We start from the raw sequence: 23,607 nt of genomic DNA, 5'->3' as shown, positions 1-23,607 counted from the left end.
GGCTGCTCTGGAACTCAAATCGGCGGGACCGCGTCGTAACCGCAAAGGGCCGCAGGCAGGGAATGTTTTTACGATTCCCCAATCCCGATTCCCGATTCCCGTCCCCATCACTCCGGCGCGAAGAACTCGTTGCCGTGCATGTCCACCAGCTCCAGCGCGCGACCGCCGCCGCGGGCCACGCAGGTCAGCGGGTCGTCGGCCACCTGCACGTGCAGGCCGGTTTCTTCGGAGATCAGGCGGTCCAGGTCGCGCAGCAGTGCGCCGCCGCCGGTGAGCACGATGCCGCGCTCGGCCACGTCGGCACACAGTTCCGGCGGGGTCTGTTCCAGCGCCAGCTTGACCGCCGAGATGATGCCCGACAGCGGCTCGTGCAATGCCTCGAGCACTTCGTTGGAGTTGATCTTGATCATCTTCGGCACGCCTTCGGCAAGATTACGGCCGGAGATTTCCATCTCCTGCACCTCGTCCTGCGGGTAGGCGCAGCCGATCTGCAGCTTGATGCGCTCAGCGGTGGCTTCGCCGATCAGCATGCCGTGGTTGCGGCGCACGTAGTTGGTGATCGACTCGTCGAAGCGGTCGCCGCCCACGCGCACCGACTGCGAGTAGACGATGCCGTTGAGCGAGATGACCGCCACTTCGGTGGTGCCGCCGCCGATGTCGATGACCATCGAACCGCGCGCCTCGGTCACCGGCATGCCGGCACCGATCGCGGCGGCCATGGGTTCCTCGATCAGATACACATCGCGCGCACCGGCCTCTTCCGCCGATTCCTTGATGGCGCGGCGCTCGACCTGGGTGGAACCGGCCGGCACGCACACCAGCACGCGCGGGCTCGGGCGCAGGAAGCGCGACTTGTGCACCTTCTTGATGAAGTGCTTCAGCATTGCCTCGGTGTAGGTGAAGTCGGCGATGACGCCGTCCTTCATCGGGCGGATCGTAGTGATGTGGCCCGGGGTGCGGCCGAGCATCTGCTTGGCCTCGGCGCCGACGGCGGCCACCGAGCGCGTGCCGCCGATTGCGCGGTCCTGACGCACCGCCACCACCGAAGGTTCGTTCAGTACGATGCCCTGCCCGCGTACGTAGATCAGCGTATTGGCCGTGCCCAGGTCGATGGACAGGTCGTTGGAGAACATGCCGCGGAGTTTCTTGAACATCGAGGGAGTTGTTCCTGGGTAAGTCGCGTGCCCGCCGCCAGACTGGCGAAATTTTGGGCAGAAAACGAAGTCCACTAGCCTAGCAATCCCCCCCGGTGCGGGCAAGGAAAAATCGGCCGTTGCGGCGTCGTTTTCATGTGCCGGTCACGCCGGGCATGGCATGCGGTTGTGGCCCTGATCGGTCGCAGCCGTTACCCTTTGCGCCGCGGCGCGCGCGCCGTCCCGCTGCCATGCCCGGCAACTGGCGGGTATTTCCTAACGCAAAGGCCTGACTCGATGTCCGCACTGATCTGTGGTTCCCTCGCCTACGACACCATCATGGTGTTTCCGGACCAGTTCAAGAACCACATCCTGCCGGACAAGGTGCACATCCTGAATGTGTCGTTCCTGGTCCCGCGCATGCGCCGCGAGTTCGGCGGTTGCGCCGGCAACATCGCCTACAACCTGCATCTGCTCGGCGGCGCGCCGATCCCGATGGGCACCGTGGGCCAGGACTTCGGCCCGTACCGCGAACACTTCGAAACGCTGGGGATCGACCTGTCGCGGGTGAAGATCATCGACGACCTGTTCACCCCGCAGGCCTTCATCACTACCGACCACGACAACAACCAGATCACCGCGTTCCATCCGGGCGCGATGATGCGCAGCTACGAGAACCACGTGAAGGATGTGCCGGGCGTGACCCTGGGCCTGGTCGGCCCGGATGGGCGCGAGGGCATGATCCAGAATGCGGAAGAGTTCGCTGCCGCCGGCATTCCCTTCATCTTCGATCCCGGCCAGGCGATGCCCTTGTTCAACGGCCCGGAACTGCGCCAGTTCATCGAGCAGGCCCAGTACGTGGTGGTCAACGACTACGAATCCAACCTGCTGCAGGAACGCACCGGCTGGGACGAGAAGGACATCGTCTCGCGCGTGCAGGCCTACATCACCACGCAGGGCCCCAAGGGCGCGCTGGTGCATACGCCGGAAAAGACCTACGACATCCCGCCGGCACACGAACGCCGCGTGGTCGACCCGACCGGCTGCGGCGACGCCTTCCGCGCCGGCCTGATCTACGGCATCCAGGGCGGTTACGACTGGCTGACGATCGGGCGGATGGGCAACCTGATGGGCGCGCTGAAGGTGGAGCACCCCGGCACGCAGAACCAGCGGTTCGACTTTGCCGAGTTCAACGACCAGTTCAAGCAGCAGTTCGGCTACGCGCTCTGACGCGGCACCACCGCTGATCAGCGCTGTGCCCTTCCCCCCTCGGGAGAAGGTGCCCCGCAGGGGCGGATGAGGGGACGGGCGAAGCTCCGTGCAGGTTGAACAGCTTCGGGCTTCGCACCGTCCCCTCACCGCAACCCGCTCCCGCAGGAGAGGGGGCGCGTCGGCACCGCAATTGCTGCAATGCAGTTTGAGCATCAGCCCGATCTGTGCCTCTACTGACGTTTCGCGCCCACTGAGGAACGCTGGCCCATGTCCGAGCCAAGCGTTGTCGCCGCCACGTCCATCGCCTTGCCGGAGATCGAGCCGGATGCGCTCCGGCAGATCCGCCGGCTGCGCGACATTGCGCCGCTTGCCGCACCACTGTCGCGCTCGTGGCGGCGCTGCCTGGACGATTACGCGTTGTTGCCCGAGGCAGCCCCCGAGCCGCTGGTGCACGATGCGCTGCACGTGCGCGAGCGCCAGCAACGTCTGGGCGATGTGCTGCGCATTGCCAAGGTGGAGATGGAAAACCTCTACGAGCAGATCGCCGGCAGCGGCTACGCCGTGATCTTTGCCGATGCCGAGGCGACCGTGCTGCACAGCGTGCACGACCCCACCCTGCTGCGCGAATTCCGCCAGGCCGGTCTGTTCTGCGGCGCCAGCTGGGCCGAGTGTCACCAGGGCACCAACGGCCTGGGCACCTGCGCGGCCGAGCGCACCGCAGTCAGCGTGCACCGCGGCGAACATTACCTGACCCGCCATCTGCCGCTGTCGTGCAGCGGCGCGCCGATCCTGGACCCGCATGGCGGGCTGCTGGCGGTGCTGGATGCGTCCACTCCCAATGCGCAGGACGGCAAGCAGATCCAGCGCCACACCGTGGCCCTGGTGAGCATGTCGGCGGCGCAGATCTCGCGCTCGCATTTCCTCAACCAGTTCGGCCATGCCTTCATCCTGCGCTTCCATAGCCGGCCCGAGTTCGCCGGCCTGCTGCACGAGGCACTGATCGCGATCGATACCGATGGCCGCGTGCTGGCAGTCAACGAGGCGGTGCTGGAGCAACTGGGCAAGATCGATCGCAGCCAGCTGGTGGGCCGCAACATCGCGCAGGTGATGCAGCTGGATTTCGACACCCTCGAGCATCGCGCCGGCAGCGATGCCGGCACCTTGTGGTCGATCCGCTGCGCCTGCCACGGGCGGCGGTTCTACGCACTGGTGCGCCCGCCGCGCGCGCGCGCTGCGCTGCCGGCGGTGGGCGGGCCGGCACAGCTGGCACCGGATACCGAGCTGCAACCCGGTGAGCATGTCGGCTCGGATTCGCGCATGCGCCACAACCTAGCCAATGCCTTGAAATTGGCTGCGCATCGCGTATCGATTCTGCTACGCGGCGATACCGGCACCGGCAAGGAGGAATTTGCCAAGGCGGTGCACCGCGGCTCGCCGTGGGCCGGCGGCGCCTTCGTGGCGATCAACTGCGCGGCGATTCCCGAGGCATTGATCGAGAGCGAATTGTTCGGGTATGCACGCGGTGCCTTCACCGATGCTGCGCGCGAAGGCCGCCATGGCAAATTGTTGCAGGCCAGCGGCGGCACGCTGTTCCTGGATGAAATCGGCGACATGCCGCTGCCCTTGCAGAGCCGCCTGCTACGCGTGCTGGAAGAACAATGCGTCACCCCGCTGGGCAGCGAACGCGCGGTACCGCTGGAGCTGCACGTGATCAGCGCCAGCCATCGCGATCTGGCGCAGCGGGTGGCGGCCGGCGAGTTTCGCGAGGATTTGTATTACCGGCTCAATGGCGTGGTGCTGCACCTGCCACCGCTGCGCGAGCGCAGCGACAAGGCCGAGCTGATCCGCACGCTGCTTCGCGAAGAAAACAGCGAGCACAGCGTGCGCATCAGCGAAGAAGCGATGCACAAACTGCTGAGCTACGCATGGCCGGGCAATCTGCGCCAGTTGCGTAATGTGCTGCGCACGGCGGCGGTACTGTGCAGCGACGGGGTGATCCGCCTGCCCAACCTGCCGCAGGAAATCGTCGATGCCGGCAGCGCACCGTGCCTGGTCGATGGCCGCGCAGTGGCCGCCGACGACATGCCCGGCCGCGTCGCACTCGACCAGGCCGAACGCCTGGTGCTGCAGCAACAACTTGAACGCCACCGCTGGAATGTCAGCCGCACCGCCGATGCCCTGGGCATCAGTCGCAATACGCTGTATCGCAAGCTGCGCAAGCATGGCCTGGATACCGGGTGATTGAGGGGCGGGGATTTGGGATTCGGAATTGGGGATTCGTCAGAGCCAAGGCGGGGTCTTGGCGCTGGTATTTAAAGCGATTTATCAATAGCACTTCTTGACCACCAGGCGGGTGCCGCTGTTGCTTGAGGTGGCATGCACCCCGTGTTGATGCCGCGATTGTGGAGGGGATGATTTGGGGCTTGGCTGCAGGGCCCTTGCCCGCCCACCATCGCGGGACACGCCGCAAGTACGTCCATGTAGGCTCTTACGCGGCATCCATGCCGCGTAAGGTCCCGCGACGGTGGGCGGGCAAGGGCCAGTCGAGATGGTCGGTGTGCATGGCTTTAAACAAGGCAACCAATCAACTGTCTGGTGCGGTGTCCTCACCGATTGCGGGACCGTGTGGCGGCATGGATGCCGCCACCGAGCCCCCAGGGACGGGTTTACGGCGTGTCCCGCGAGCGGTGAGGGCGCCGCGCGCTCGACCGACTCGGCTCTTGATCTAAGCTTCCGAGTAACCATCAACTGTCTGCTGCAGTGTCTTCGTTCTTCAATGACGTCACCAGCCAACTCTCTGGTGCGGTGAGGGCACCGCGCCCTCGACTAGCGCAGCTCGGCACCATCCAGATAACGCTGCGGGCGACTGGCGATTGCACCTTGCGCCTTGCGAATCCCTAATCTCCAATCCCGAATCCCCAGCCTCATAACGCCCAGCGTATGCCGATCAGATACTGCCGCGGCACACCTGGTGCGAGAAACCGCGCCGGGCCGGTTTCCACTGGCGCGTCCTGCGGGCGCGCGAGTGCTCCGTCCGGAAACACGTCTTCGGCCACAGCCGCGTAGGTCGCGTAGCGGCGGTTGAAGACGTTGTCGATGCGGGCGAACAGCGACAACCGCGCGCCCAGTTGCCAACGCGCCTGCAGGTCTACCAGCGCATAGCCGGCGGTGCCGATGTCGATACGCTCCGGTGCGGGCTCGCCGTCTTCGGCATTGTCGACCTGGCCATCCTCGTTGCCGCTGGCAACGCGGCCGGCCACCGCACGCACCCCGGCGCCCAGGGTCAGCGCATCGCGCTGCCATTCCACGCCGAGCTTGAGGTTGTGGCGCGGCAATGCGGCGATGCGCAGGCCTGGACGCAAGGCGATCACGCGCTCGCCGGACAGCAGCTCGCCATCGCTGCGGTAGGTCGCATCCAGGAAGCTGTAGCCGGCCGACCATTGCCAGTCGCCGCTGCGCAGGCGCAGCGCCAGATCCGCGCCCTGGTAGCGGGTGCGGCCGACATTGTCGAAGTAACCCAGCTGGGTGTCCGGTGCACGCAGGAACAAAATGTCGTCGCGATTGTCGGCGCGGTACACCGACAGGCTGGCGTTGCTGTTGGCCGACGGTGCCCAGCGCGCGCCGAGCTCGTACGTGCGCGAGACGATCTGCTCCAGGCGCGGGTCGGCCTGCAGGCCGGTCGGCAACCGACACGGCTGGGTGGGATCGGCGCAGCCCAGTTCGATCGCGGTCGGTGCGCGGCTGTTTTGCGCGACCGAGCCGTACACCGTCAGCCCCGAGCCGAGCCGATGGGTCAACCCTAACGATGGATTGGCCTTGGCATAGACGAAGCGCTCGCGTGGGCGGTCGCCGTCCTCGGCGGTGGAAAGGATGTTGTCCACCACCACGCGATTCCAGCGCACTGCGGCACTGAGATGGGTGGCAGCGTCCAGCGCCCAGGTGTCGGCGACGAACACGCCCAGCGTCTTAGTGCTGCCGCGCACGCCGGAAAAGAACGCGCGCTCGGCATCCGGATCGGCAGCGACCGAGCGGTCCGGTTGCACCCAGCCATCGCGGGCGAATTGCTGATAGCGCACATGGCCACGATCAAAGGTGACGCCGGTGCTGAGCGCATGCGCACCCCACTGCCTGCTCAGGTTGACTGCCAGGCCTTGCGCCTCCTGGCGCATCTGGGTGGTGTTGAGCGCGCCGGTGGGCAATGCATCGGCATCGGCGCGTGCGACATCGCAATCGGCATCCAGCGCGCTGCCATCGGCGGCATAACCGGAGGCACATTCTTCGACAAATTCTTCGTAGTCCTCGCCGATATCGCCATTGACGGTGTCGCGGCGGCCCACGCGCGCGTAGGCCAGTGCATGCAATGCGGTGTCCGCATCGAAACGATGGTCCAGTTGCGCGGTGAACAGCGTATTGCGATTGCGGGTGAGATCGGGCGAGGTGTACACCGCGCGGCGGTCGGCGCGATACAGGCCGGGCTCGGGGCCATCGTCGGTGTAGCGCGTATCCGGCAGCAGGCCATTGCCGATCAAACGGCTGCGTCCGTGCAGCACCGACAGGCTCCAGTCGGTCTGCTCGCCCTGCTTGCCGACCTTGCCGAACACGGTTCCCAGGCGGCCCTCGGAGGCATCGCGCCAACCATTTTCGTCGAAGCCGGTGACCGCGACAAAGCCATGCCAGCCGTCCTGGCTGGCGAGCCCGTAACTGGCATCCAGGCGCTTGCGCGCACCGCTGCCGATGCTCAGCTCGCCCTGCACTCCTGGTGAGGTGAGGCCTGATGCGGTAGACAACACCACCGCGCCACCGAGCGTGTTCGGCCCGAACAAGGGATTGGAGCCGGGCATCAGGGTCACTGCATTGATTGCCGACTCGGGCAGCATGTCCCAGCTGACGATGTCGGCGAATGGTTCGTTGAAACGCACGCCGTCCAGATACACCGACACGCCTTGCGAGGCGCCGGGCAAGGCGGAGGCGCGAAACCCGTGGAAGGTGAGGTCGTTCTGGAACGCACTGCCCTGCACATCGTTGCCATCCACGCCGACGAAGCGCCGCTGCAACAGATCGCCGAGGTTGTTGCTGCGCGCGCGCGACAGCTCGCTGTTGGTGGCCGATTGCACCATGTACGGCAGTTGCGCCGCATCGATGGTGGTGCCGGGGATCGGCGTGGCGGTGACCTCGATGCGGTCCAGCCAGGTCACCTGCGGCGCATCGGCCGCCACTGCCAGCGCGCTGCTTGCGAGCAAGGCGCTGGCGCAGGCGCCTGCCAGTGCGTGATGGTGCAACGTCGCTGTGCTGCGTGTGCCTGCTGCCATCTGCGTCTCCCTCAATAGAGCACGATCGATTTGATGCCGCGCGCCGCACGCAAGTCCGCCAGCGCCTGATTGATGTCGTCCAGCGCCAGCGTGCGGGTGATCAACGGCGCCAGCCGGATGTCGCCTTGCAGATAGCGCGCGACATAGCCGGGCAATTCGCTGCGCCCTTTCACTCCGCCGAACGCGCTGCCGCGCCATACCCGTCCGGTCACCAGTTGAAACGGGCGCGTGCTGATTTCCTGCGCGTCGTCGGCCACGCCGAGGATGACGCTCTCGCCCCAGCCCTTGTGGCAGCACTCCAGCGCCGCGCGCATCGCGCCGACATCACCCACGCATTCGAAGCTATGGTCGGCGCCGCCATCGGTGAGGTCCACGATCACCTGCTGGATTGGTGCGCCGTAGTCGCGCGGATCCAGGCAATCGGTGGCGCCCAAGGCGCGCGCCAGCGCGAACTTGGCCGGGTCGATATCCACCGCGATGATGCGCCCGGCCTGCGCCAGCACCGCGCCCTGCACCACCGACAAGCCGATGCCGCCCAGGCCGAACACCGCCACGCAATCGCCGGGCCGCACATGCGTGCTGTTGAGCACCGCACCGACGCCGGTGGTGACCGTGCAACCGAGCAGGCAGACCTGATCCAGCGCTGCCTCCGGCTGGATCCGCGCGACCGCGATCTCCGGCACCACGGTGTATTCGGAGAACGTGCTGGTGCCCATGTGGTGCAGGATCGGCCGGCCGTGCAACGAGAACCGGCTGCTGCCATCGGGCATCAGCCCGCGCTCCTGGCTGCTGCGGATCGCCTGGCACAGGTTGGTGCGGCCGGAGCGACAGAACTTGCACACGCCGCATTCGGGCATGTACAGCGGGATGACGTGATCGCCGGGCTGCACACTGGTGACGCCGATACCGACCGCCTCGACGATGCCGGCCCCTTCCTGCCCCAGGATCACCGGGAAGCTGCTTGCTTGCCCGTGCGCCAATGCATGCGCATCGCCATGGCAGATCCCGGTGGCGACCAGGCGCACCAGCACCTCGCCGGGCCGCGGCGGCTGCAGGTCCACCTCTTCGATGGTCAACGGCTGGTGCGGACCCCATGCCACCGCAGCGCGTGTCTTCATGCGGCCTCCCTGGCGCGCTGCGGCATGCCCGCCGCTCAGCGCGCGATGACCACGCCCCACGGCAGTTCGCCGACGGGGATCTGTTTGATCTCGCGCAACGCGACGGTGTCGATCACGCTCACCGTGTTCGAGCGCCCGTTGGCGACATACAGCTTGTCGCCGGCCGGGGTCAGTGCCGGATTCCACGGCCGCAGCCCCACCGCAATCTCGGCGAGACTGCGCGCAGTGTTGGTATCGATCACGCTGAGCGTGCCGGCACCACCGTTGGACGCATACAGCCGCGTGCCGTCGGCCGACAACGCCACGCCGGCCGTGCGCACGCCGGCTGGCAGGCTGGCGCGGCGTCGACGCGTCTGCAGGTCGATCACGTCGACCACGTTGGCGGTTTCCTGCGCGATGTAGACGCTGTGCCCGTCAGGCGCGAACGCCATGCCGCGCGGATGGCCGCTGGTGGCGACCACGCCACGCGAGCGACCGGTGGCCAGCTCGATCATGTCCATGTCGTTGGAGCCCTCGTTGCTGGTGAGCAGCCACTGCCCGTCCGGCGTGTAGGCGCAGTGCTCGGGCGCCTGCCCGCGCGTGGCGATCACCTGTTGCACGCTGAACTGCGCCGCATCAATCAACATCACCTGGTTCTGGCCTTCCACGCACACCGCAAACTGCTTGCCGTCCGGCGACAGCGCAATGCCCTCGGCGTTCTCGCCGATCGCCACGCTGCGCAGCACCGTGTCCTTGTCGGTGTCGAGTTCGATCAGGCGGTGATGCTCGGCATCGATCAGGTACAGATGCCCCTGCGGGCCCGGCACTACCTGCTGCAGGCGCTTGCCCAGTTGCCCCTGCGCACTGAGCGTACGCACCACCGTGTCGGTGTGCGTATCGATCACCGACACCGTGCCGCTGCGCTGGTTGGGCACATAGGCAAATACCGGCGGCGTTGCGGGTACCGGTGCTGCGGCGGGCGTTGCAGGCGTCGCTGTCGCCGGCGCCGCGCTGGACGCCGGCGGCTCGGCATCGCGCCGGCAACCGGCCAAGGCCAGCAGCGCGACCAGCGCAGTTGCTGCAAGGATGCACTGCCAACCGGTTGGCGCTGGCCTCATTGCGCCTTGCCCGCGGTCTTGTTGATCGAATGGATGAAGGCGAGCAGTTTTTCGGTGTCGCCCGGCTTGAGCACCGGCGCGAACGGCGGCATCTGCCCGACCACCTTTTCATGCCCGACCCGCGTCTTGCCGTGGGTGATCATCGCGGCAGTGCCCTCGCTGATCAGCGTACGCAAGGTGTCGTCGTCGCTGCCATACACCCAGATGTCGTTGGTCAACGGCGGGCACATGCCGCCGCCACCGGTGCCGCCATGGCAGGCATTGCAGCCGGCAGAGAAATAGATCTTCTTGCCCTCGGCGATCAGTTCGGGCGTGACCTTGACCTCCGGCCCCTTCGGGATCGGCACCACGGTGGCCGGCGCTGCGGGCGGCGTGGCCGGATCCGGCGCAGGCCCAGCGGCCGGATTGGGCACCGCGGCGCTCGCCGCTGCAGGCGCAGGCGCGGCGGTGCCGGTGGCCGGCGCCGGCGGGCTGGCAGCCGGTGCGGTGGCCGCCTCAGGCGCGGGCGCGGGCGGCGGTGCGTCCTTGCCGCAGGCGGCCAGCACGACGCTGAGCATCACCGCGCACAGCGGTGCGCGCATGGAACGATCGAAACAACCCACGGTGGACTTGCGCATGAACGAACCTTTCTGATCGGAGGGAGCACCGCGCACCCCGTGCGCGCGGCGGGTGACACAGTCATTGCCGGGAGGGGCGCCTGGCCTCGGTAAGCAGCGTGGCCAGCGCGTTATCGCCGCGTGCCTGCGCTAATGCAGCGGCGGTCTTGCCATCGCGATTGCGTGCGGCAGGGTCGGCGCCGGCCGCCAGCAGGCGCTTGGCCGCCGCGTCGCGCCCGGCCGCGGCGGCCAGCATCAATGCGGTGACGCCGGCCTGGTTGGCGTGGCCGACGTCGGCACCGCCGGCCAGTACCGCATCGAGCATCGCCGGGTCGTCGCGCGCCACCGCAAACATCACCGGCGTGAAGCCAGTGGCATTGGCACGCCGCACATCCGCGCCCGCCTTGAGCAAGGCCTGCACCACGCCGACATCGGCGTAGGACACCGCCAGGTCCAGCGCGCTCCAGCCATCGCTGGAGACGGTGTCCACCGGCGCGCGCTTGCCGAGCAACCTGGCCACGCTGTCGGCATCGTTGGCCCAGGCCGCCTTCATCAAGGCGGTCCAGCCGCTGCCATCGCGTGCATCCAGGTGTGCGCCGGCATCGAGCAACAGGCCGACCAGATCCGGTTCCTGATTGCGGATCGCCTGATGCAACGGCGGCTCGCCGAGCAGGTTGGGACGATTGGCATCGGCGCCATGCCGCAACAGCCATGCCGCACGCACCGCGTCGCCGGCATCCAGTGCATGCGCCAGTTCCTGGTTCGGGTCGGCGCCGTCGGCGATGCGCAGTTGCAGCTGCGCCAGCTCCTGCGAGGACGCGGCCGGGCTTGGCGCCTTGGATACTGGCGTCGGCGTCGCATACGGCCCGTGCGCGGCCAGATCACCGGCCACCACGCAGTCGCCACAGCGCACCAGCGGCACGTGATAGCTGCGCAGGATCTCGGCGATCCTCGCTGAACTCCGTTGCATTGCGGTGTTCAAGGCATCGCGCAGGTCCGCGTTCTTGCGCGACACCGCCCACGCCATAGAATATTCCAGCACCGCATCGTCGATGGTGTTGAGCGGCACCATGCCCAGGCCGCTGCGTTGCGCGTAGTAACCGGCCACCGGGCCCCAGGATTCGGCCGCATCCAGTTCATTGGCAGCGACCCTCTCGACCAGCTTGCCGGGATGTTCCTCCGGCGCGGTGGCCGAGTCGTAGAACAGGTATTGCACCTGGCCGCTGATGCCGTGCTCGTACAGGGCCTGGCGTGCGGGCGAGCTCTGGAACACGCCCAGCCGCAGTTTTTTCAGCGCCGGATCGTCCAGCGATGTCGGCACCAGATCCAGGCCCTTGCGCGTCACCAGCACATAGGCCGAGCGGTACAGCGGTCGCGTGGTCAGGCCCTGCTCGAAATCGCTGTTGAGGTCCATCAACACATCGCAGCGGCCGGCAGTGATCGTGCTGCGTGCCAGCCCGCGCTGGTAATAGGTGCGCCACTCGTATTCCAGGCGCCGGCCCATGGCATCGGCCACGACCTGCGCAATCTTGTTCTGGAAGCCCTCGCCAGCCTTGTTGGACAGCGGCATGTTGCCGGGGTCGGCGCAGACCCGCAGCACACGTGGATCGGGCGTTGGCGGTGGAGCACTGGCCGTGGCCGGTGCCGCAGTGGAGGCCGCCGCAGCGGGCGCTGCAGCGGAAGCAGAAGCGCGAGCCGTCGGTGAGGACGGCTCGCGGGTGCAGCCCGCGGCGACGAGTCCGAGGCTGCAAAGCACCAGCAGCCGACACAGCTGCCGGTGCATGCCACGCGCACCGGCAGCGAACTGCCGGTGCGCGCGTCCAACGCCTTGCGTGGAACTCATCGTGCGGTCTTCGCTGCGGTGTTGGCGGTGCCGCCGCCTGCAGCCGCCGTGGCGGTGGCACTGGCGGTCACGGTCTTGCCGGCACCATCGATCCGGAAGCTATGCACCATGCCGCCGAGCGGGATCTTGTCGAAGCCGGCACCGAACGCCAGCCCCGCAGCCCCCAGCGCGCCATACGGATCGGACGGATCCAGACCTGCGGCCACCGGCAGACCGATCCAGCCACCGATGCCGGAGAACACCGCCACGTACTGGTGCCCATTGGCCTTGTAGGCGATCGGGTTGCCGATGATGCCGGAGGGCAGTTTCATCTCCCACAGCTTCTTGCCGGTGTCCTTGTCCACCGCACGGAACCAGCCATCCAGCGTGCCGTAGAACACCAGCCCGCCGTCGGTGACCAGGGTGCCGCTCCACACCGGGAACTTCTCCTTGATCTCCCACTTGGACTTGCCTTCCACCACGTCGAAGGCCTTGACGATGCCCAGTGCACCCGGCTCGTTGGGCTTCATCATCACGTTGGCGAACACGTAGGGCAGGCCCATCATGGTGTTGCCGCGTTCCTGCGGTTCCAGCTCCATATGCCAGTTGTTGGTGCCGCAAAAGAACACCGCCGAATTGGCCGGATCCACCGAGCACGGCTGCTGATCCTTGCCGCCCATCGCCGAGGGAAATGCCTGCACTTTCTTGCCGCGCTCCAGCGGCGAATGCGCGGCCACCTTGACCGGGCGGCCGGTCTTCATGTCGATGCGTTCGGCCCAGTTGGCCGGCACGAACTTATGTGCGCGTAGCAGGGTGCCGTCGCGGCGATCGAGCACATACGCAAAGCCGTTACGATCGAACTGCACCACGGACGGAACTTCCTTGCCGTCGATGGTCAGGTCCACCAGGATCGGCTCGTTGATGCCGTCGTAGTCCCACTGGTCGAACGGCGTCTTCTGGTAGCCCCACACCGCTTCGCCGGTATCGATCTTGCGCGCGAACAGGGTCATCGACCACTTGTTGTCATGCTCGCCGTTGTTGCATTCCTCCTGCGAGGTCTTGCCGCAGCGATACGACGGGCTCCACAGGCCGGGATTGCCGGTGCCGTAGTAGAGCAGCTTCAACTTCGGGTCGTAGCTGTACCAGCCCCAGGCCGCACCGCCACCACGCTTCCATTCGTCATTGGGAAAGGTCTTGACGCCCAGATCGCCGAGCTGGCCGTGCTGCGGGTTGGCCTTGTTGAAATCCGCACCCAGGCAGATCGATTTGTCGGTACCGGCCGCATCGCAGGACCACGCCTGCTTGCCATCGGCCAGGTTGTAGGCAGCGACACGCCCAAGCACGCCGAACTCGTTGCCGCTGATGCCGGCCACCACCTTGCCATCGGCGATGATCGGCGCCATGGTGATGGTTTCGCCCTTGTCCGGGTGCGCGAGTTTCTGCTTCCACACTTCCTTGCCGGTCTTGGCATCGAGTGCGATCACATCGCCGCTCAGGCTGCCGAATACCAGCTTGCCATCGGCATAGGAGGCGCCGCGGTTGACCGTATCGCAGCACGCCACCGCCACCGAGCGTTCGTCCTGCTGCGGTGTGTACTTCCACAACACCTTGCCGCCGTCGTCCTGCGCTGCCAGGTCGATGGCGAACACGTTGTTCGGATACGCGCTGACCATGTACATGACGCTGCCGATCACCAGCGGCTGGCCCTCGTGGCCGCGCGTGGCATCGGTCTTCATTTCCCACGACATTTTCAGGTTCTTGACGTTGTCGCGATTGATCTCGGCCAGCGGACTGTGCCGGGTGAGCGCGAAGTCGCGCCCGATGCCACCCCAGTTATCCGGGTTGCTGGCATTGGTAGTGAACTCGCTGTCGGTATTGACCACGGCGGCGGCGGCCGGCGCGGCGGGTTTGGCGGCCGGTGCGGGCGTTGTCGTCGTTTCCGTGGCGGCGTCTTTCTTGCAGCCGGCCAACGCGGCGCTCAGCGCAAGCATGAGCAGCACACTGCTGCGCAGGCTGCGACAGGAAGATTGGTGCATATGCGTCTACCCCTCTCGATTGAACAACCAGTCGGTTGAAACATTCCGCAGCGCAGGCGTTGCACCCGCCAGTTGCACCGCGGACGTCGGAAACGTCGAGAGGGAAAGAGCAAACGCCATGCCAGCGCACTGGTGCGACGCACCATGTTGGAGCAGCAGGGTTTGATGTGATGGCAGTCGCTTGCGCAAGGCTCACTGTCACGGTTCTGGCACAGTTTGCGCCGGGCGTGCTGTGACATGGATGGTGCAGCGAGGGTGGAACTGCCTGTCGGTCAGTGCTGCGCACCCTGCAGGCTTGAGGCGACATAGCTTGCTGTGGCTCGCGCAAGGCAACACCTCACCTCACCGAAGGCCAGCTACGTTGTCGAACGGGGTGCTGCCGCGTTTCCCTCCTCCCATCGGGAGAAGGTGCCCGAAGGGCGGATGAGGGTACGGCGTAGGCCAGGTGTGTGATGTCTGGCTTGCTGATGACGCATTGCAAGATTCAGCGGCGTCCACGCCCCTTCGAGCGCATGTCACTTCCAATGCGATGACGGTATCCTGATCGTCATCGTCATCCAGCCACACGCGGCCAGCCACACATCGCACTCCGTGCTTCGCGCGCCTGGCCTACTCGCCAAACCTCGCGCTAGCGGCTCCACTGCGCCAGCAACTGCGTGCAATCCTGCAACCGCCAGTCGGCAAGGCCGGGCCATGGATCGCCGGGTGTGTTGACCAGCACGGTGCAGGCACCGGCTGCACGACCGCAGGCCAGGTCGTTGTGGTGATCGCCGACCATGACCAGTGCTGCGCCATCCACCGCCCAGCGTTGCGCAAAATACTGCAGGCCATCGGGTGCGGGTTTGGGGGCAGCTTCATCGCGGCCGACGATGTCGTCCCAGGCGAATGCATCGTGCAGGCCGATCGCCTGCAATGTCACCTGCGCCAATGCGCGCGCGTTGCGGGTGAGCATGCCGAGCCGGCATCCGGCTGCCTGCAACGCACGCACTAGCGCCACTGCACCGGGTGCGGGCTGTGCGGCCTGTGCGAGTTCACGCTCGTGCTCAAGCAACCAGGCGTGTTTGGCTGCGGCCTGCTCGGCCGGCAGCGATGCCAGGTGGTGCAGGATGTCCGCCTCGGGCGGGATCTCCAACGCGCGTCGGATCAACGCGAAATCGTGCACCGCTTCAGTCAGCGTGCCGTCCATGTCGAACACCCAATGGCGGTAACCGGACAACGCGGGAGAGATCTGTGTGATGGCCATGGCGTCCATACGTGAGGAGACTCCAGAGATGGTTGAGGCAACGCCGCAAGCCGTCAGGGAACGCACATCGCGCACGCACCCGAATGCACCAGCTCCTATGCCGATGCCGTGCACCGGCTGCGCAGCTAGTGCCGTGCAAGGGCGGTGCGCCTACTTCCAGCCCGGCATCTGGGTGGTATCCAGGCCACCCACGTCGAACTCTGCCGTGCGCGTGCCGCCGGCTTTCACCGGGAACGCGATGCTGATGCGCTTGGCATTGCGCACCAGCTTCCACAGCGCCTTGTCGTCGTCGATGAACATCGCGATCGCTTCATCGGTGTCGGGGCGGTGCGCGGCCATCGGACGTGCTGCGCCACCATCGGCCGAGACCTGCACCTTGCAGCCGCCATAGCAATTGAAGTCGCCGGCCTTGAGCACGAGATAGCTGTGGCGTTTCCATTGCGGGTGATCACGGAACACCAGGCTCACCGGCTTGGGGCCGCTGCCGTCGACATCCACGCGGCTCTTGGCATCGATCATCGCCGAGCGCTGCGTGCCGCCCTTCGCGGGCACCTGCGAGTACTGCCACAACGCCTGCATGCGGCGCAGTTCGCGCGCCTGGTCGCCCTTGGCCTTGATGTCGGCATAGCCGGGTTCGATGCGTGTGGCCGCCGCGGTGCCAGCGTAGCCTTCCAGCAGTGCGGCGCCATGCGCGCGTGCCATGTCCCAGTTACCGGCCTTCACCGCCTCGTCGTATTGCTTGGCGAGTGCGTCGGCCTGCTGTTGCTTGGCTTGCGCCTGCGCGCTTGCCTGCGCCTGACGCTGCGCCTCGCGGTCGGTACAGCCACTCACTGCAGCGACGCACAAGGCCGCGCTCAGCAGATACTTCATCGTCGACTCCGGAAGGCATGAAAGGCAGCGGCAACGATACCAGCCTGCCCGCGACAGCCGCGATCAAACGGCCACACAGCGTAGGAGCGCACCCGGGCGCGATCAACCTGCGGCACGCCGTAGGAGCGCACCCGGGCGCGATGGAGCATTCCCGGTAAAGCCACGTCGCGCCCGGGTGCGCTCCTACGACGGCGATTGCAGGGCGCGATGCTGCCTGCACGATGCAGCAATGGAAGCGGCGGGAGGGCGTCTCGGCGCCCTCCCCAGCCATTACGGCTGCGGCTGCGCCGGCGGTGCCGCCTTGGCCTTGGCGATCATCTCGGCCACCGATGCGGTGGTGATCGGGTGGTAGCTGGGCTTGGCCTTTTCGAAGGCCTGCTCGGCGAAGGCGATGCCGTCCGGGGTCTTCAACAACTCGGCATAGATCGGCAGCACCAGCTTGCGGCGGCCGACGCGTTCGATGAACTCGCCTGCAGCGGGGCGCGCATCGGTGTAACCGCTGCGGATCGCCAGCGGATACCAGCGCATGGCGATTTCGCCGTTCGGGGTGCCGGTGAAGTGGTAGGCCTCATCCAGCTGCTTGAGCTGCTCGGGCTTGAGCGTGGCGCCCATGCCACTGAGGAAGTGCACCCATTCCTGCGTGCCCCATTCGCCGGTGACCTGCTTGCTCGGCAGCGTGCCGCTGCCGCTCCAGGCAATGCGCGCGGTGTCCACGATCGAGAAGCTGCGCGAGCGTGCCTTGGCGGCGAAGGCCGGGATGCCCGGCTGCTTCAGCCACGCATCCACCTCGGCCGCGCTGACCGTGTTGGGATGCTTGTCCAGCAGGTTCTTGTTGAGGTAATCGACGAACTGGTCGGTGGTGGCGCTCTGGAACGCATGATCGTCGAACCAGCCGCGCAGGAACGGGTCGAACACCTCGCGGCCGAAGCGCTGCTCCAGGAACTGCAGGAACCACGCGCCCTTGACGTAGGCCACCTGGCTCAGGGCTTCGTCGGGGTCGCGCTCGGCCAGCGGCGGCAGCGCCAGCGCCTGGTCGGCCGGCGCCATGCCCTTCACTTCGGCCAGCAGGTCGCCCTGGTCGATCTCGCGCTCCATCTCGGCCATCTCCGCGCCATACAGCGCCTCGGTGATGCGGGCCTGCACGTAGGTGGTGAAGCCTTCGTTGAGCCAGATGTCCTTCCAGCTGGCATTGGTCACCAGATTGCCCGACCAGCTATGCGCCAGTTCGTGCGCGACCAGCGAGACCAGCGACTTGTCGCCGACGATCACGGTGGGCGTGGCGAAGGTCAGGCGCGGATTCTCCATGCCGCCGAACGGGAACGAAGGCGGCAGCACCAGCATGTCGTAACGGCCCCAGCGATACGGGCCATACAGTTTTTCGGCCGCACCGATCATCTTTTCGGTGTCTTCGAATTCCTTGGCGGCCTTGTCGGCCATGGCCGGCTCGGCCCACACGCCCGAGCGCGCGGAAATCGGCTTGAACACCACGTCGCCTGCGGCGATCGCCAGCAGATAGGACGGAATCGGCTCGGGCATCTTGAAGCTGTAGTCGCCGTCGCGCGCGGCCTTGGGGTCGTTGTCGGCGCTCATCAGCACCATCACGTCCGGGCGCGAGGTCACATGCGCGCTGTAGGTGAAGCGCACGCTCGGGGTGTCCTGCAACGGCACCCAGCTGCGCGCGTGGATCGCCTGCGACTGGCTGAACATGAAAGGCAACTGCTTGCCTTCGGTCATCGACGGCTCCAGCCACTGCAGGCCGGAGGCGGTCGGTGCAGTGTGATAGGTGATCACGACCTTGGCCGGCTGATTCGGCGCCTCGATGGTGAGCTTGCTGCCGAAGGTCTTGTCGGCCGGCGCCAGCGCGAACTGCAGCGGCGCCAGCGTGCCCTTCCCGTCGTCGGCCTGCACCTGCGCAATGCTCAGCTCGCGCGTGTCCAGCACCAGCTGCTTGGCGGCCTTGTCCTTCCATTCCAGCGTGTAGGTGGCGGTGCCGCCGATCTGCTTGGCGTCGAAATCCAGCTTCAGGTCCAGCGCCAGATCCTTGATCACCACCAGCTGCGGCTGGGCGTAGGAGCTTTCGTCGTGGTTGCGGGCGTCTGCTTTCACGGGGGCCTTGGCAGTGGTGGCCGGCGCAGCGGTGCTGGCGGCCGGCGGCGTGGACTCGTTGGAACAGCCGGCCAGCGCAATGGACACGGCCAGGGACAGCGACAGGAACGGGAAGCGCATCGACGGCACCGCAGCGAGGGAATTGGGCATTTTAACGCCCCGGGCCGTTGCCTGCCCGTGCGGCCGATGGCGAGCACGTGCCGGACGCTAAACCCGCGCCGGCTGGGGACACCGTGGATGTCGCTGGCGCATCGGCACGAACCTGGAGCAGCAACCGCAGTGATGGGATCACGCATGCCGCCCGTGCGCGGCGTGCACCCGCCTGCGGCCCGGCCGCCAGGTGATTGCCGGATCGCCTAGACCACCGGATGGCTGCGCGGGCTGTCATGCCCGTCGCGCACCAGACGCCGGCCACCGGAGAACTTGGCGCGATACATCGCCGCATCGGCGCGGCGATACAGCTCGGTGGCATCCAGGCCACGCTCGCACACCGCGCTGCCGGCGCTCACATGCAGCGGCGCCTCGTCGGCATCCTCGCGTTCGAGCATCGACAGCCATTGATTGAGCTTGAGCGTGGCGTCGTCCTCGCTGGCGTGCACGCCGATCAGAAATTCGTCGCCGCCCCAGCGCCCGATCCAGTCCTGCGCGCCCAGCCAGCCGTAGGCCGATTCCACCAGCCGCACCAGCACGCGATCGCCGGCCAGATGGCCGAAGCGGTCGTTGATCGGCTTGAGGTTGTCCATGTCCAGCACGAACAGCACGAACGGCCAGCCTTCGCGCTGCGCGGCGGTGACCGAATCGCGCATCGCCTGTTCGCAGCCGCGCCGGTTCAAGGCCTCGGTCAGCGGGTCGAACAAGGCGTGCTTCTTGAGATTGCGCATGCCGGCATCGATGCCGCGCAGGCTGCGATTAATGCCACGCAGCAACCGCCCCAGTTCGTCGTCGCCATGTTCGGGCAGGCTGGGCAGACGTTGATCGGCGTAATACGCATCCAGTGCGTCGGCGGCGATGCGCAGCGGTGCGAGCAGGCGATACAGGGCCGACAGGGTCGCCGCGGTGCCAGCCAGCGTGGCCAGCAGCGCCACGATCACCACCGACCACAGCGGGCGCCCGCTCAACTCGCTTTGCGCGGCCAGCCAGGCGATCAACAACAGCAACGGCAGGTGGATGCCGACAAAGGTCACCGCCAGCAGCTTGGCGCTGAAGGAGCGGGGAAACACGCGCGACAATCCTGCGTACAAGCGCATCCACGTCTCCGGCAAAAGAGCGCCTAGTGTCGCCGACCGTCGGAGGAGCCAACGCGACGGGAGTCTCAAAAGTTTGTCGGCAAACGCACCTGCGCACAGTGCAATCGTGCGGCAAGCGAACACGAGCATGGCCTGCTCGTGCGATGCCGACGCGTGATGTCCGGCGCATGCTGCGCGCCGGACCGGACGCTCAGATCACGCTGCGTCGGATCCGGGTCAGATCTTGTAGCCGGAGTGGATCGCCACGATGCCGCCGGTCAGGTTCTTGTAGTGGCAACGCGCAAATCCGGCCTCGCCCATCATGCCCTTGAGCGATTCCTGCGGCGGGTGCTTGCGGATGCTTTCTGCCAGGTACTGGTAGCTGTCGGCGTCGCGCGCGAACAGCTGGCCCAGCCTGGGCAGGATCTTGAACGAGTGGAAGTCGTAGATCGGCTTGAACCAGTCGGCGGTGACTTCGGAAAATTCCAGCACACGCGCCTGCCCGCCCACCTTCAAAACGCGATACATCTCGCGCAGCGCGGCGTCCTTGTCGGTGACATTGCGCAGGCCGAAGGAAATGGTCACCAGATCGAAGCTCTGATCCGGGAACGGCAGCGCCTCGGCGTTGCATTGCACGTAATCGAAGCCGGCCACCAGGCCGCGGTTGGTCAGCCGGTCGCGGCCCACCGACAGCATGCCGGCATTGATGTCGCCCAGCACCACCGCGCCTTCGTTGCCGACGCGCTCCTTGAGCAGCACGGCGATGTCGCCGGTACCGCCGGCCAGGTCCAGCACACGGTCGCCCGGCTTCACCTGCGCGGTCGCCACGAAGTAGCGTTTCCATGCGCGGTGCACGCCCAGACTCATCAGATCGTTCATCAGGTCGTAGTTGCGCGCGACCGAGGTGAACACTTCGCCGACCAGCTTCTGCTTGTCCTTGGCAGCGACGTCGCGGAAGCCGAAATGGGTGGTACCGGAGGTATAGGGGGATTCGCTCATGGGCGGATTATCGCACTGCTGACGCCGCCATGACCGCAACCGGACCACAATCGCTGCCTTCCCTGCGACCGGCCCTGCGAGCCCTGCGTGCACGACAAGTACGTCCAGCGCGACTGGCAGCCCCACGAGAAGCCCACCCTGCCCGGGTCGGCCTCCACCCCCCTGCACTCCACCCGGCGCCGTATCCAGTACGGGCTGGTGGGCGTGGTGGTGGCGCTGACCGGCGGGCTGAGCAATGCGCTGGTCACCGCCAACCTGACCTATCTGCAGGGCACGCTGGGCGCCTACGCCACCGAAATGGCCTGGCTGCCGGCCGCCTACGTGATGACCAACATGTCGGCCAACCTGCTGCTGGTGAAGTTCCGCCAGCAGTTCGGGCTACGGCGCTTCACCGAGATCTTCCTGGCGCTGTATGCGGTCATCGCCTTCGCGCATCTGTTCGTGCACAGCCTGAGCTCGGCGATCACCGTGCGTGCCGCGCACGGACTGGTGGGCGCCGCACTCAGCTCGCTGGGGCTGTATTACGTGATCCAGGCGTTCCCGGCCAAATACCGGCTCAAGGCGGTGGTGACCGGGCTGGGGGTGACCCAGCTGGCGCTGCCATTGGCGCGGGTGTTCTCCACCGATCTGCTGGAGTTTGCGCAGTGGCAGGGCCTGTACCTGTTCGAACTGGGCCTGGCGGTGTTCGCGCTGGCCTGCGTGCTGGCGCTCAAGCTGCCGCCCAGCGACCGCTATCGGGTGTTCGAGCCATTGGATTTCCTCACCTTCAGCCTGTTTGCGGCCGGTTCGGCCGGGCTGGCGGCGGTGCTGTCGCTGGGGCGGCTGCTGTGGTGGACCAGCACGCCATGGCTGGGCGTGGTGCTGGCGGCCTCCATCGTGCTGCTGTGCACGGCGGCGTGGATCGAACACAACCGCCGCAACCCGATGATCAATACGCGCTGGCTGGCCAGCGGCGACATGCTGCGGCTGGGCCTGGCGATCCTGCTGATCCGGCTGGTGCTGTCCGAGCAGAGCACCGGCGCGATCGGCTTCTTCCAGACCCTGGGGCTGGCCAACACGCAGCTGCAGACCCTGTTCGCGCTGATGTTGCTGGGCGCAGTGGTCGGCGTGGCCGCCAGCGCGTGGCTGATCAATCCGGCGCGGGTGGCCGAGCATCTGATCATTGCGGTGGCGGCGATCTGCATCGGCTGTTTCATGGATGCCGATGCCACCAGCCTCACCCGCCCGGAGCAGATGTACGTCAGCCAGTTCCTGCTCGCCTTTGGCAGCACCTTTTTCATCGGCCCGGCGATGGTGGCCGGGCTGGGCCGGGTCATCGCGCAGCCGGGCAACCTGATCAGCTTCATCGTGCTGTTCGGCATGGCACAGAACATGGGCGGCCTGCTCGGCAGCGCGCTGCTCGGCACCGTGCAAGTCGTGCGCGAGAAATACCATTCCAGCCAGCTGGTCGAACATCTGGCATTGACCGACCCGCAAGTGGCCGCGCGCGTGCAGGCCTATGCCGCGCTGTACGGCCGCAGCATCGGCGACCCGGCCCTGCGCCAGGCCCAGGGCGTGCGCGCCCTGGGCAGCGTGGCCACGCGCGAAGCCAATGTGCTCGCCTATAACGACGTGTTCCTGTTGATCGGCTGCATCGCCATCGCCACCGGGCTATGGATCCTGTCCGTGCTGGTGTGGCGGCGTTATCTGCGCCCACCCGCTTCGTCCCCCTCTCCTGCTTCCACCGCGCGCCCATGAATACACCTGCAGCTTCAATCTCTCCTGCCGATCTGCAACGTCGCAGGCGGCGCCGCATCGGTGGCGTGATCGGCTTCGGCGGGCTGGCCCTGCTCGGCGTCGCACTGGTGCTGTATGCATGGCGGTTGCCGCCGTTCGTCAGCGCCGTCGAGCGCACCGAAAACGCGATGGTGCATGGCCAGATCACGGTGATCGCGCCGCAGGTCAGCGGCTATGTCACCGAGGCGCCGGTGCAGGACTTCGCCCACGTCAAACACGGTCAGTTGCTGGCCAGGATCGATGACCGCATCTATGCCCAGCAGCTCGAACAGGCCAGGGCGCAGCTGCAGACCGCCCAGGCCAACCTGTCCAACTGGGACCAGCAGCGGCATAGCGCCGATGCCACCATCGCCGAACAACGCGCCGCACTGAGCAGCAATCAAGCCCAGCGCGACCGCACCCGCTCGGCGTATGCGCGCGCGCAGCAGTTGGCCGAGCAGAAACTGGTGTCCGAACAGGATCGCGACACCGCCTTCGCCGCACGTGCGCAGGCCGATGCCGGCGTGGCGCAGGCGCGTGCCGCCGTGCAGGCCGCCGAAGAGAACGCACGCAGTGTCACCGTCAATCGCGCCGCGCTGGAAGCGGCGGTGGCCAATGCGCAGGCGGCCGTGCAACTGGCGCAGATCAATCTGGACAACACCCGCATCCTGGCCCCGCGCGATGGCCAGCTTGGTCAGCTCGGCGTACGCCAGGGCGCCTACGTCACCAATGGCACGCAGCTGATGTCGCTGGTGCCGGACACGCTATGGATCGTGGCCAATTTCAAGGAAACCCAGATGGCCAAGATCCGCATCGGGCAGCGCGCCAGCTTCACCGTGGATGCGCTGGACAATGCGCGCCTGCACGGCCGTGTGCAGGAAATCTCCCCGGCCGCCGGCTCGGAATTCAGCGTGTTGCCGGCCGACAACGCCACCGGCAACTTCGTCAAGATCGCCCAGCGCATTCCGCTGCGCATCAGCGTCGATCCGGACCAGGCGCTGGCACCGCGGCTGCGCCCGGGCATGTCGGTGGTGGTGGCGATCGACACCGACAGCGCGGTCGACTGACGCGACGCAGCCGCTATC

The 23,607-nt window shown here is 66.7% G+C and carries 16 protein-coding genes; 4 read left to right on the top strand and 12 right to left on the bottom strand.

Going from position 1 to position 23,607, the window contains the following annotated elements; genetic code table 11:
- Nucleotides 1-107 precede the first annotated feature (107 nt).
- Nucleotides 108-1,154 (bottom strand): rod shape-determining protein, encoded by a 1,047-nt coding sequence (locus ABQY74_RS03790; protein WP_006452025.1) that lies wholly within the window; start codon nucleotides 1,152-1,154, stop codon nucleotides 108-110.
- 276 nt (nucleotides 1,155-1,430) lie between these two features.
- Between ABQY74_RS03790 and ABQY74_RS03785 the strand changes: the two genes are divergently transcribed.
- Both ABQY74_RS03785 and ABQY74_RS03780 read left to right on the top strand, forming a co-directional pair.
- Nucleotides 1,431-2,363 carry a carbohydrate kinase family protein gene (locus tag ABQY74_RS03785; protein ID WP_003482735.1) on the top strand — a complete coding sequence of 311 codons (933 nt, stop codon included), beginning with the start codon at nucleotides 1,431-1,433 and terminating at the stop codon, nucleotides 2,361-2,363.
- Nucleotides 2,364-2,612: 249 nt separating this feature from the next.
- Nucleotides 2,613-4,586, top strand: coding sequence for a sigma-54-dependent Fis family transcriptional regulator (locus ABQY74_RS03780; RefSeq protein WP_047126072.1), 1,974 nt, complete (start codon nucleotides 2,613-2,615; stop codon nucleotides 4,584-4,586).
- A gap of 683 nt (nucleotides 4,587-5,269) precedes the next feature.
- Here the strand turns inward: ABQY74_RS03780 and ABQY74_RS03775 are convergent.
- The 11 genes from ABQY74_RS03775 to ubiE all read right to left on the bottom strand — a co-directional run bounded on the left by ABQY74_RS03775 (nucleotide 5,270) and on the right by ubiE (nucleotide 20,767).
- The gene (locus tag ABQY74_RS03775) at nucleotides 5,270-7,654 is read right to left on the bottom strand and encodes a TonB-dependent receptor domain-containing protein (RefSeq protein WP_349793461.1); all 2,385 of its coding nucleotides are present in this window, start codon (nucleotides 7,652-7,654) and stop codon (nucleotides 5,270-5,272) included.
- 11 nt (nucleotides 7,655-7,665) lie between these two features.
- On the bottom strand, nucleotides 7,666-8,772 hold the full coding sequence (locus ABQY74_RS03770) for an S-(hydroxymethyl)glutathione dehydrogenase/class III alcohol dehydrogenase (protein ID WP_047128077.1): 1,107 nt from the start codon (nucleotides 8,770-8,772) through the stop codon (nucleotides 7,666-7,668).
- Nucleotides 8,773-8,807: 35 nt separating this feature from the next.
- Nucleotides 8,808-9,869 carry a beta-propeller fold lactonase family protein gene (locus ABQY74_RS03765; RefSeq protein WP_349793459.1) on the bottom strand — a complete coding sequence of 354 codons (1,062 nt, stop codon included), beginning with the start codon at nucleotides 9,867-9,869 and terminating at the stop codon, nucleotides 8,808-8,810.
- Nucleotides 9,866-10,522 carry a c-type cytochrome gene (locus ABQY74_RS03760; protein WP_047128075.1) on the bottom strand — a complete coding sequence of 219 codons (657 nt, stop codon included), beginning with the start codon at nucleotides 10,520-10,522 and terminating at the stop codon, nucleotides 9,866-9,868. The genes ABQY74_RS03765 and ABQY74_RS03760 overlap by 4 nt, the downstream gene beginning before the upstream one ends.
- A 25-nt stretch (nucleotides 10,523-10,547) precedes the next feature.
- Nucleotides 10,548-12,308 (bottom strand): quinoprotein dehydrogenase-associated putative ABC transporter substrate-binding protein, encoded by a 1,761-nt coding sequence (locus tag ABQY74_RS03755; RefSeq protein ID WP_349793457.1) that lies wholly within the window; start codon nucleotides 12,306-12,308, stop codon nucleotides 10,548-10,550.
- Entirely contained in the window at nucleotides 12,305-14,323 is a 2,019-nt protein-coding gene (locus ABQY74_RS03750) for a methanol/ethanol family PQQ-dependent dehydrogenase (protein WP_349793455.1), read from the bottom strand. Before ABQY74_RS03750 ends, ABQY74_RS03755 begins: the two co-directional genes overlap by 4 nt.
- 628 nt (nucleotides 14,324-14,951) lie before the next feature.
- Nucleotides 14,952-15,575 carry an HAD family hydrolase gene (locus tag ABQY74_RS03745; protein WP_349793453.1) on the bottom strand — a complete coding sequence of 208 codons (624 nt, stop codon included), beginning with the start codon at nucleotides 15,573-15,575 and terminating at the stop codon, nucleotides 14,952-14,954.
- Between the two features lie 141 nt (nucleotides 15,576-15,716).
- On the bottom strand, nucleotides 15,717-16,436 hold the full coding sequence (locus tag ABQY74_RS03740) for a hypothetical protein (protein WP_102580431.1): 720 nt from the start codon (nucleotides 16,434-16,436) through the stop codon (nucleotides 15,717-15,719).
- Nucleotides 16,437-16,706: 270 nt separating this feature from the next.
- Nucleotides 16,707-18,662, bottom strand: a complete 1,956-nt coding sequence (locus ABQY74_RS03735; protein ID WP_181098466.1) for a M1 family metallopeptidase — start codon at nucleotides 18,660-18,662, stop codon at nucleotides 16,707-16,709.
- Between the two features lie 236 nt (nucleotides 18,663-18,898).
- Nucleotides 18,899-19,789, bottom strand: a complete 891-nt coding sequence (locus ABQY74_RS03730; protein WP_349793451.1) for a GGDEF domain-containing protein — start codon at nucleotides 19,787-19,789, stop codon at nucleotides 18,899-18,901.
- Nucleotides 19,790-20,005: 216 nt separating this feature from the next.
- Complete coding sequence (gene ubiE, locus ABQY74_RS03725) at nucleotides 20,006-20,767, bottom strand: bifunctional demethylmenaquinone methyltransferase/2-methoxy-6-polyprenyl-1,4-benzoquinol methylase UbiE (protein WP_016903622.1); 762 nt, start codon at nucleotides 20,765-20,767, stop codon at nucleotides 20,006-20,008.
- 87 nt (nucleotides 20,768-20,854) lie between these two features.
- Between ubiE and ABQY74_RS03720 the strand changes: the two genes are divergently transcribed.
- Together ABQY74_RS03720 and ABQY74_RS03715 are read left to right on the top strand one after the other, a co-directional pair.
- Nucleotides 20,855-22,504, top strand: a complete 1,650-nt coding sequence (locus tag ABQY74_RS03720; RefSeq protein WP_104575254.1) for an MFS transporter — start codon at nucleotides 20,855-20,857, stop codon at nucleotides 22,502-22,504.
- Nucleotides 22,501-23,589, top strand: a complete 1,089-nt coding sequence (locus ABQY74_RS03715) for an HlyD family secretion protein (RefSeq protein WP_349793449.1) — start codon at nucleotides 22,501-22,503, stop codon at nucleotides 23,587-23,589. Before ABQY74_RS03720 ends, ABQY74_RS03715 begins: the two co-directional genes overlap by 4 nt.
- The last annotated feature ends 18 nt before the right edge of the window (nucleotides 23,590-23,607 follow it).

Source organism: Xanthomonas sp. WHRI 7064, assembly GCF_040202355.2.
In the GTDB taxonomy this organism is placed as follows: Bacteria; Pseudomonadota; Gammaproteobacteria; order Xanthomonadales; family Xanthomonadaceae; genus Xanthomonas; species Xanthomonas arboricola.
The sequence above is the reverse complement of the archived record's forward strand: the minus strand, read 5'-3'. Positions and strand labels throughout refer to the sequence as shown.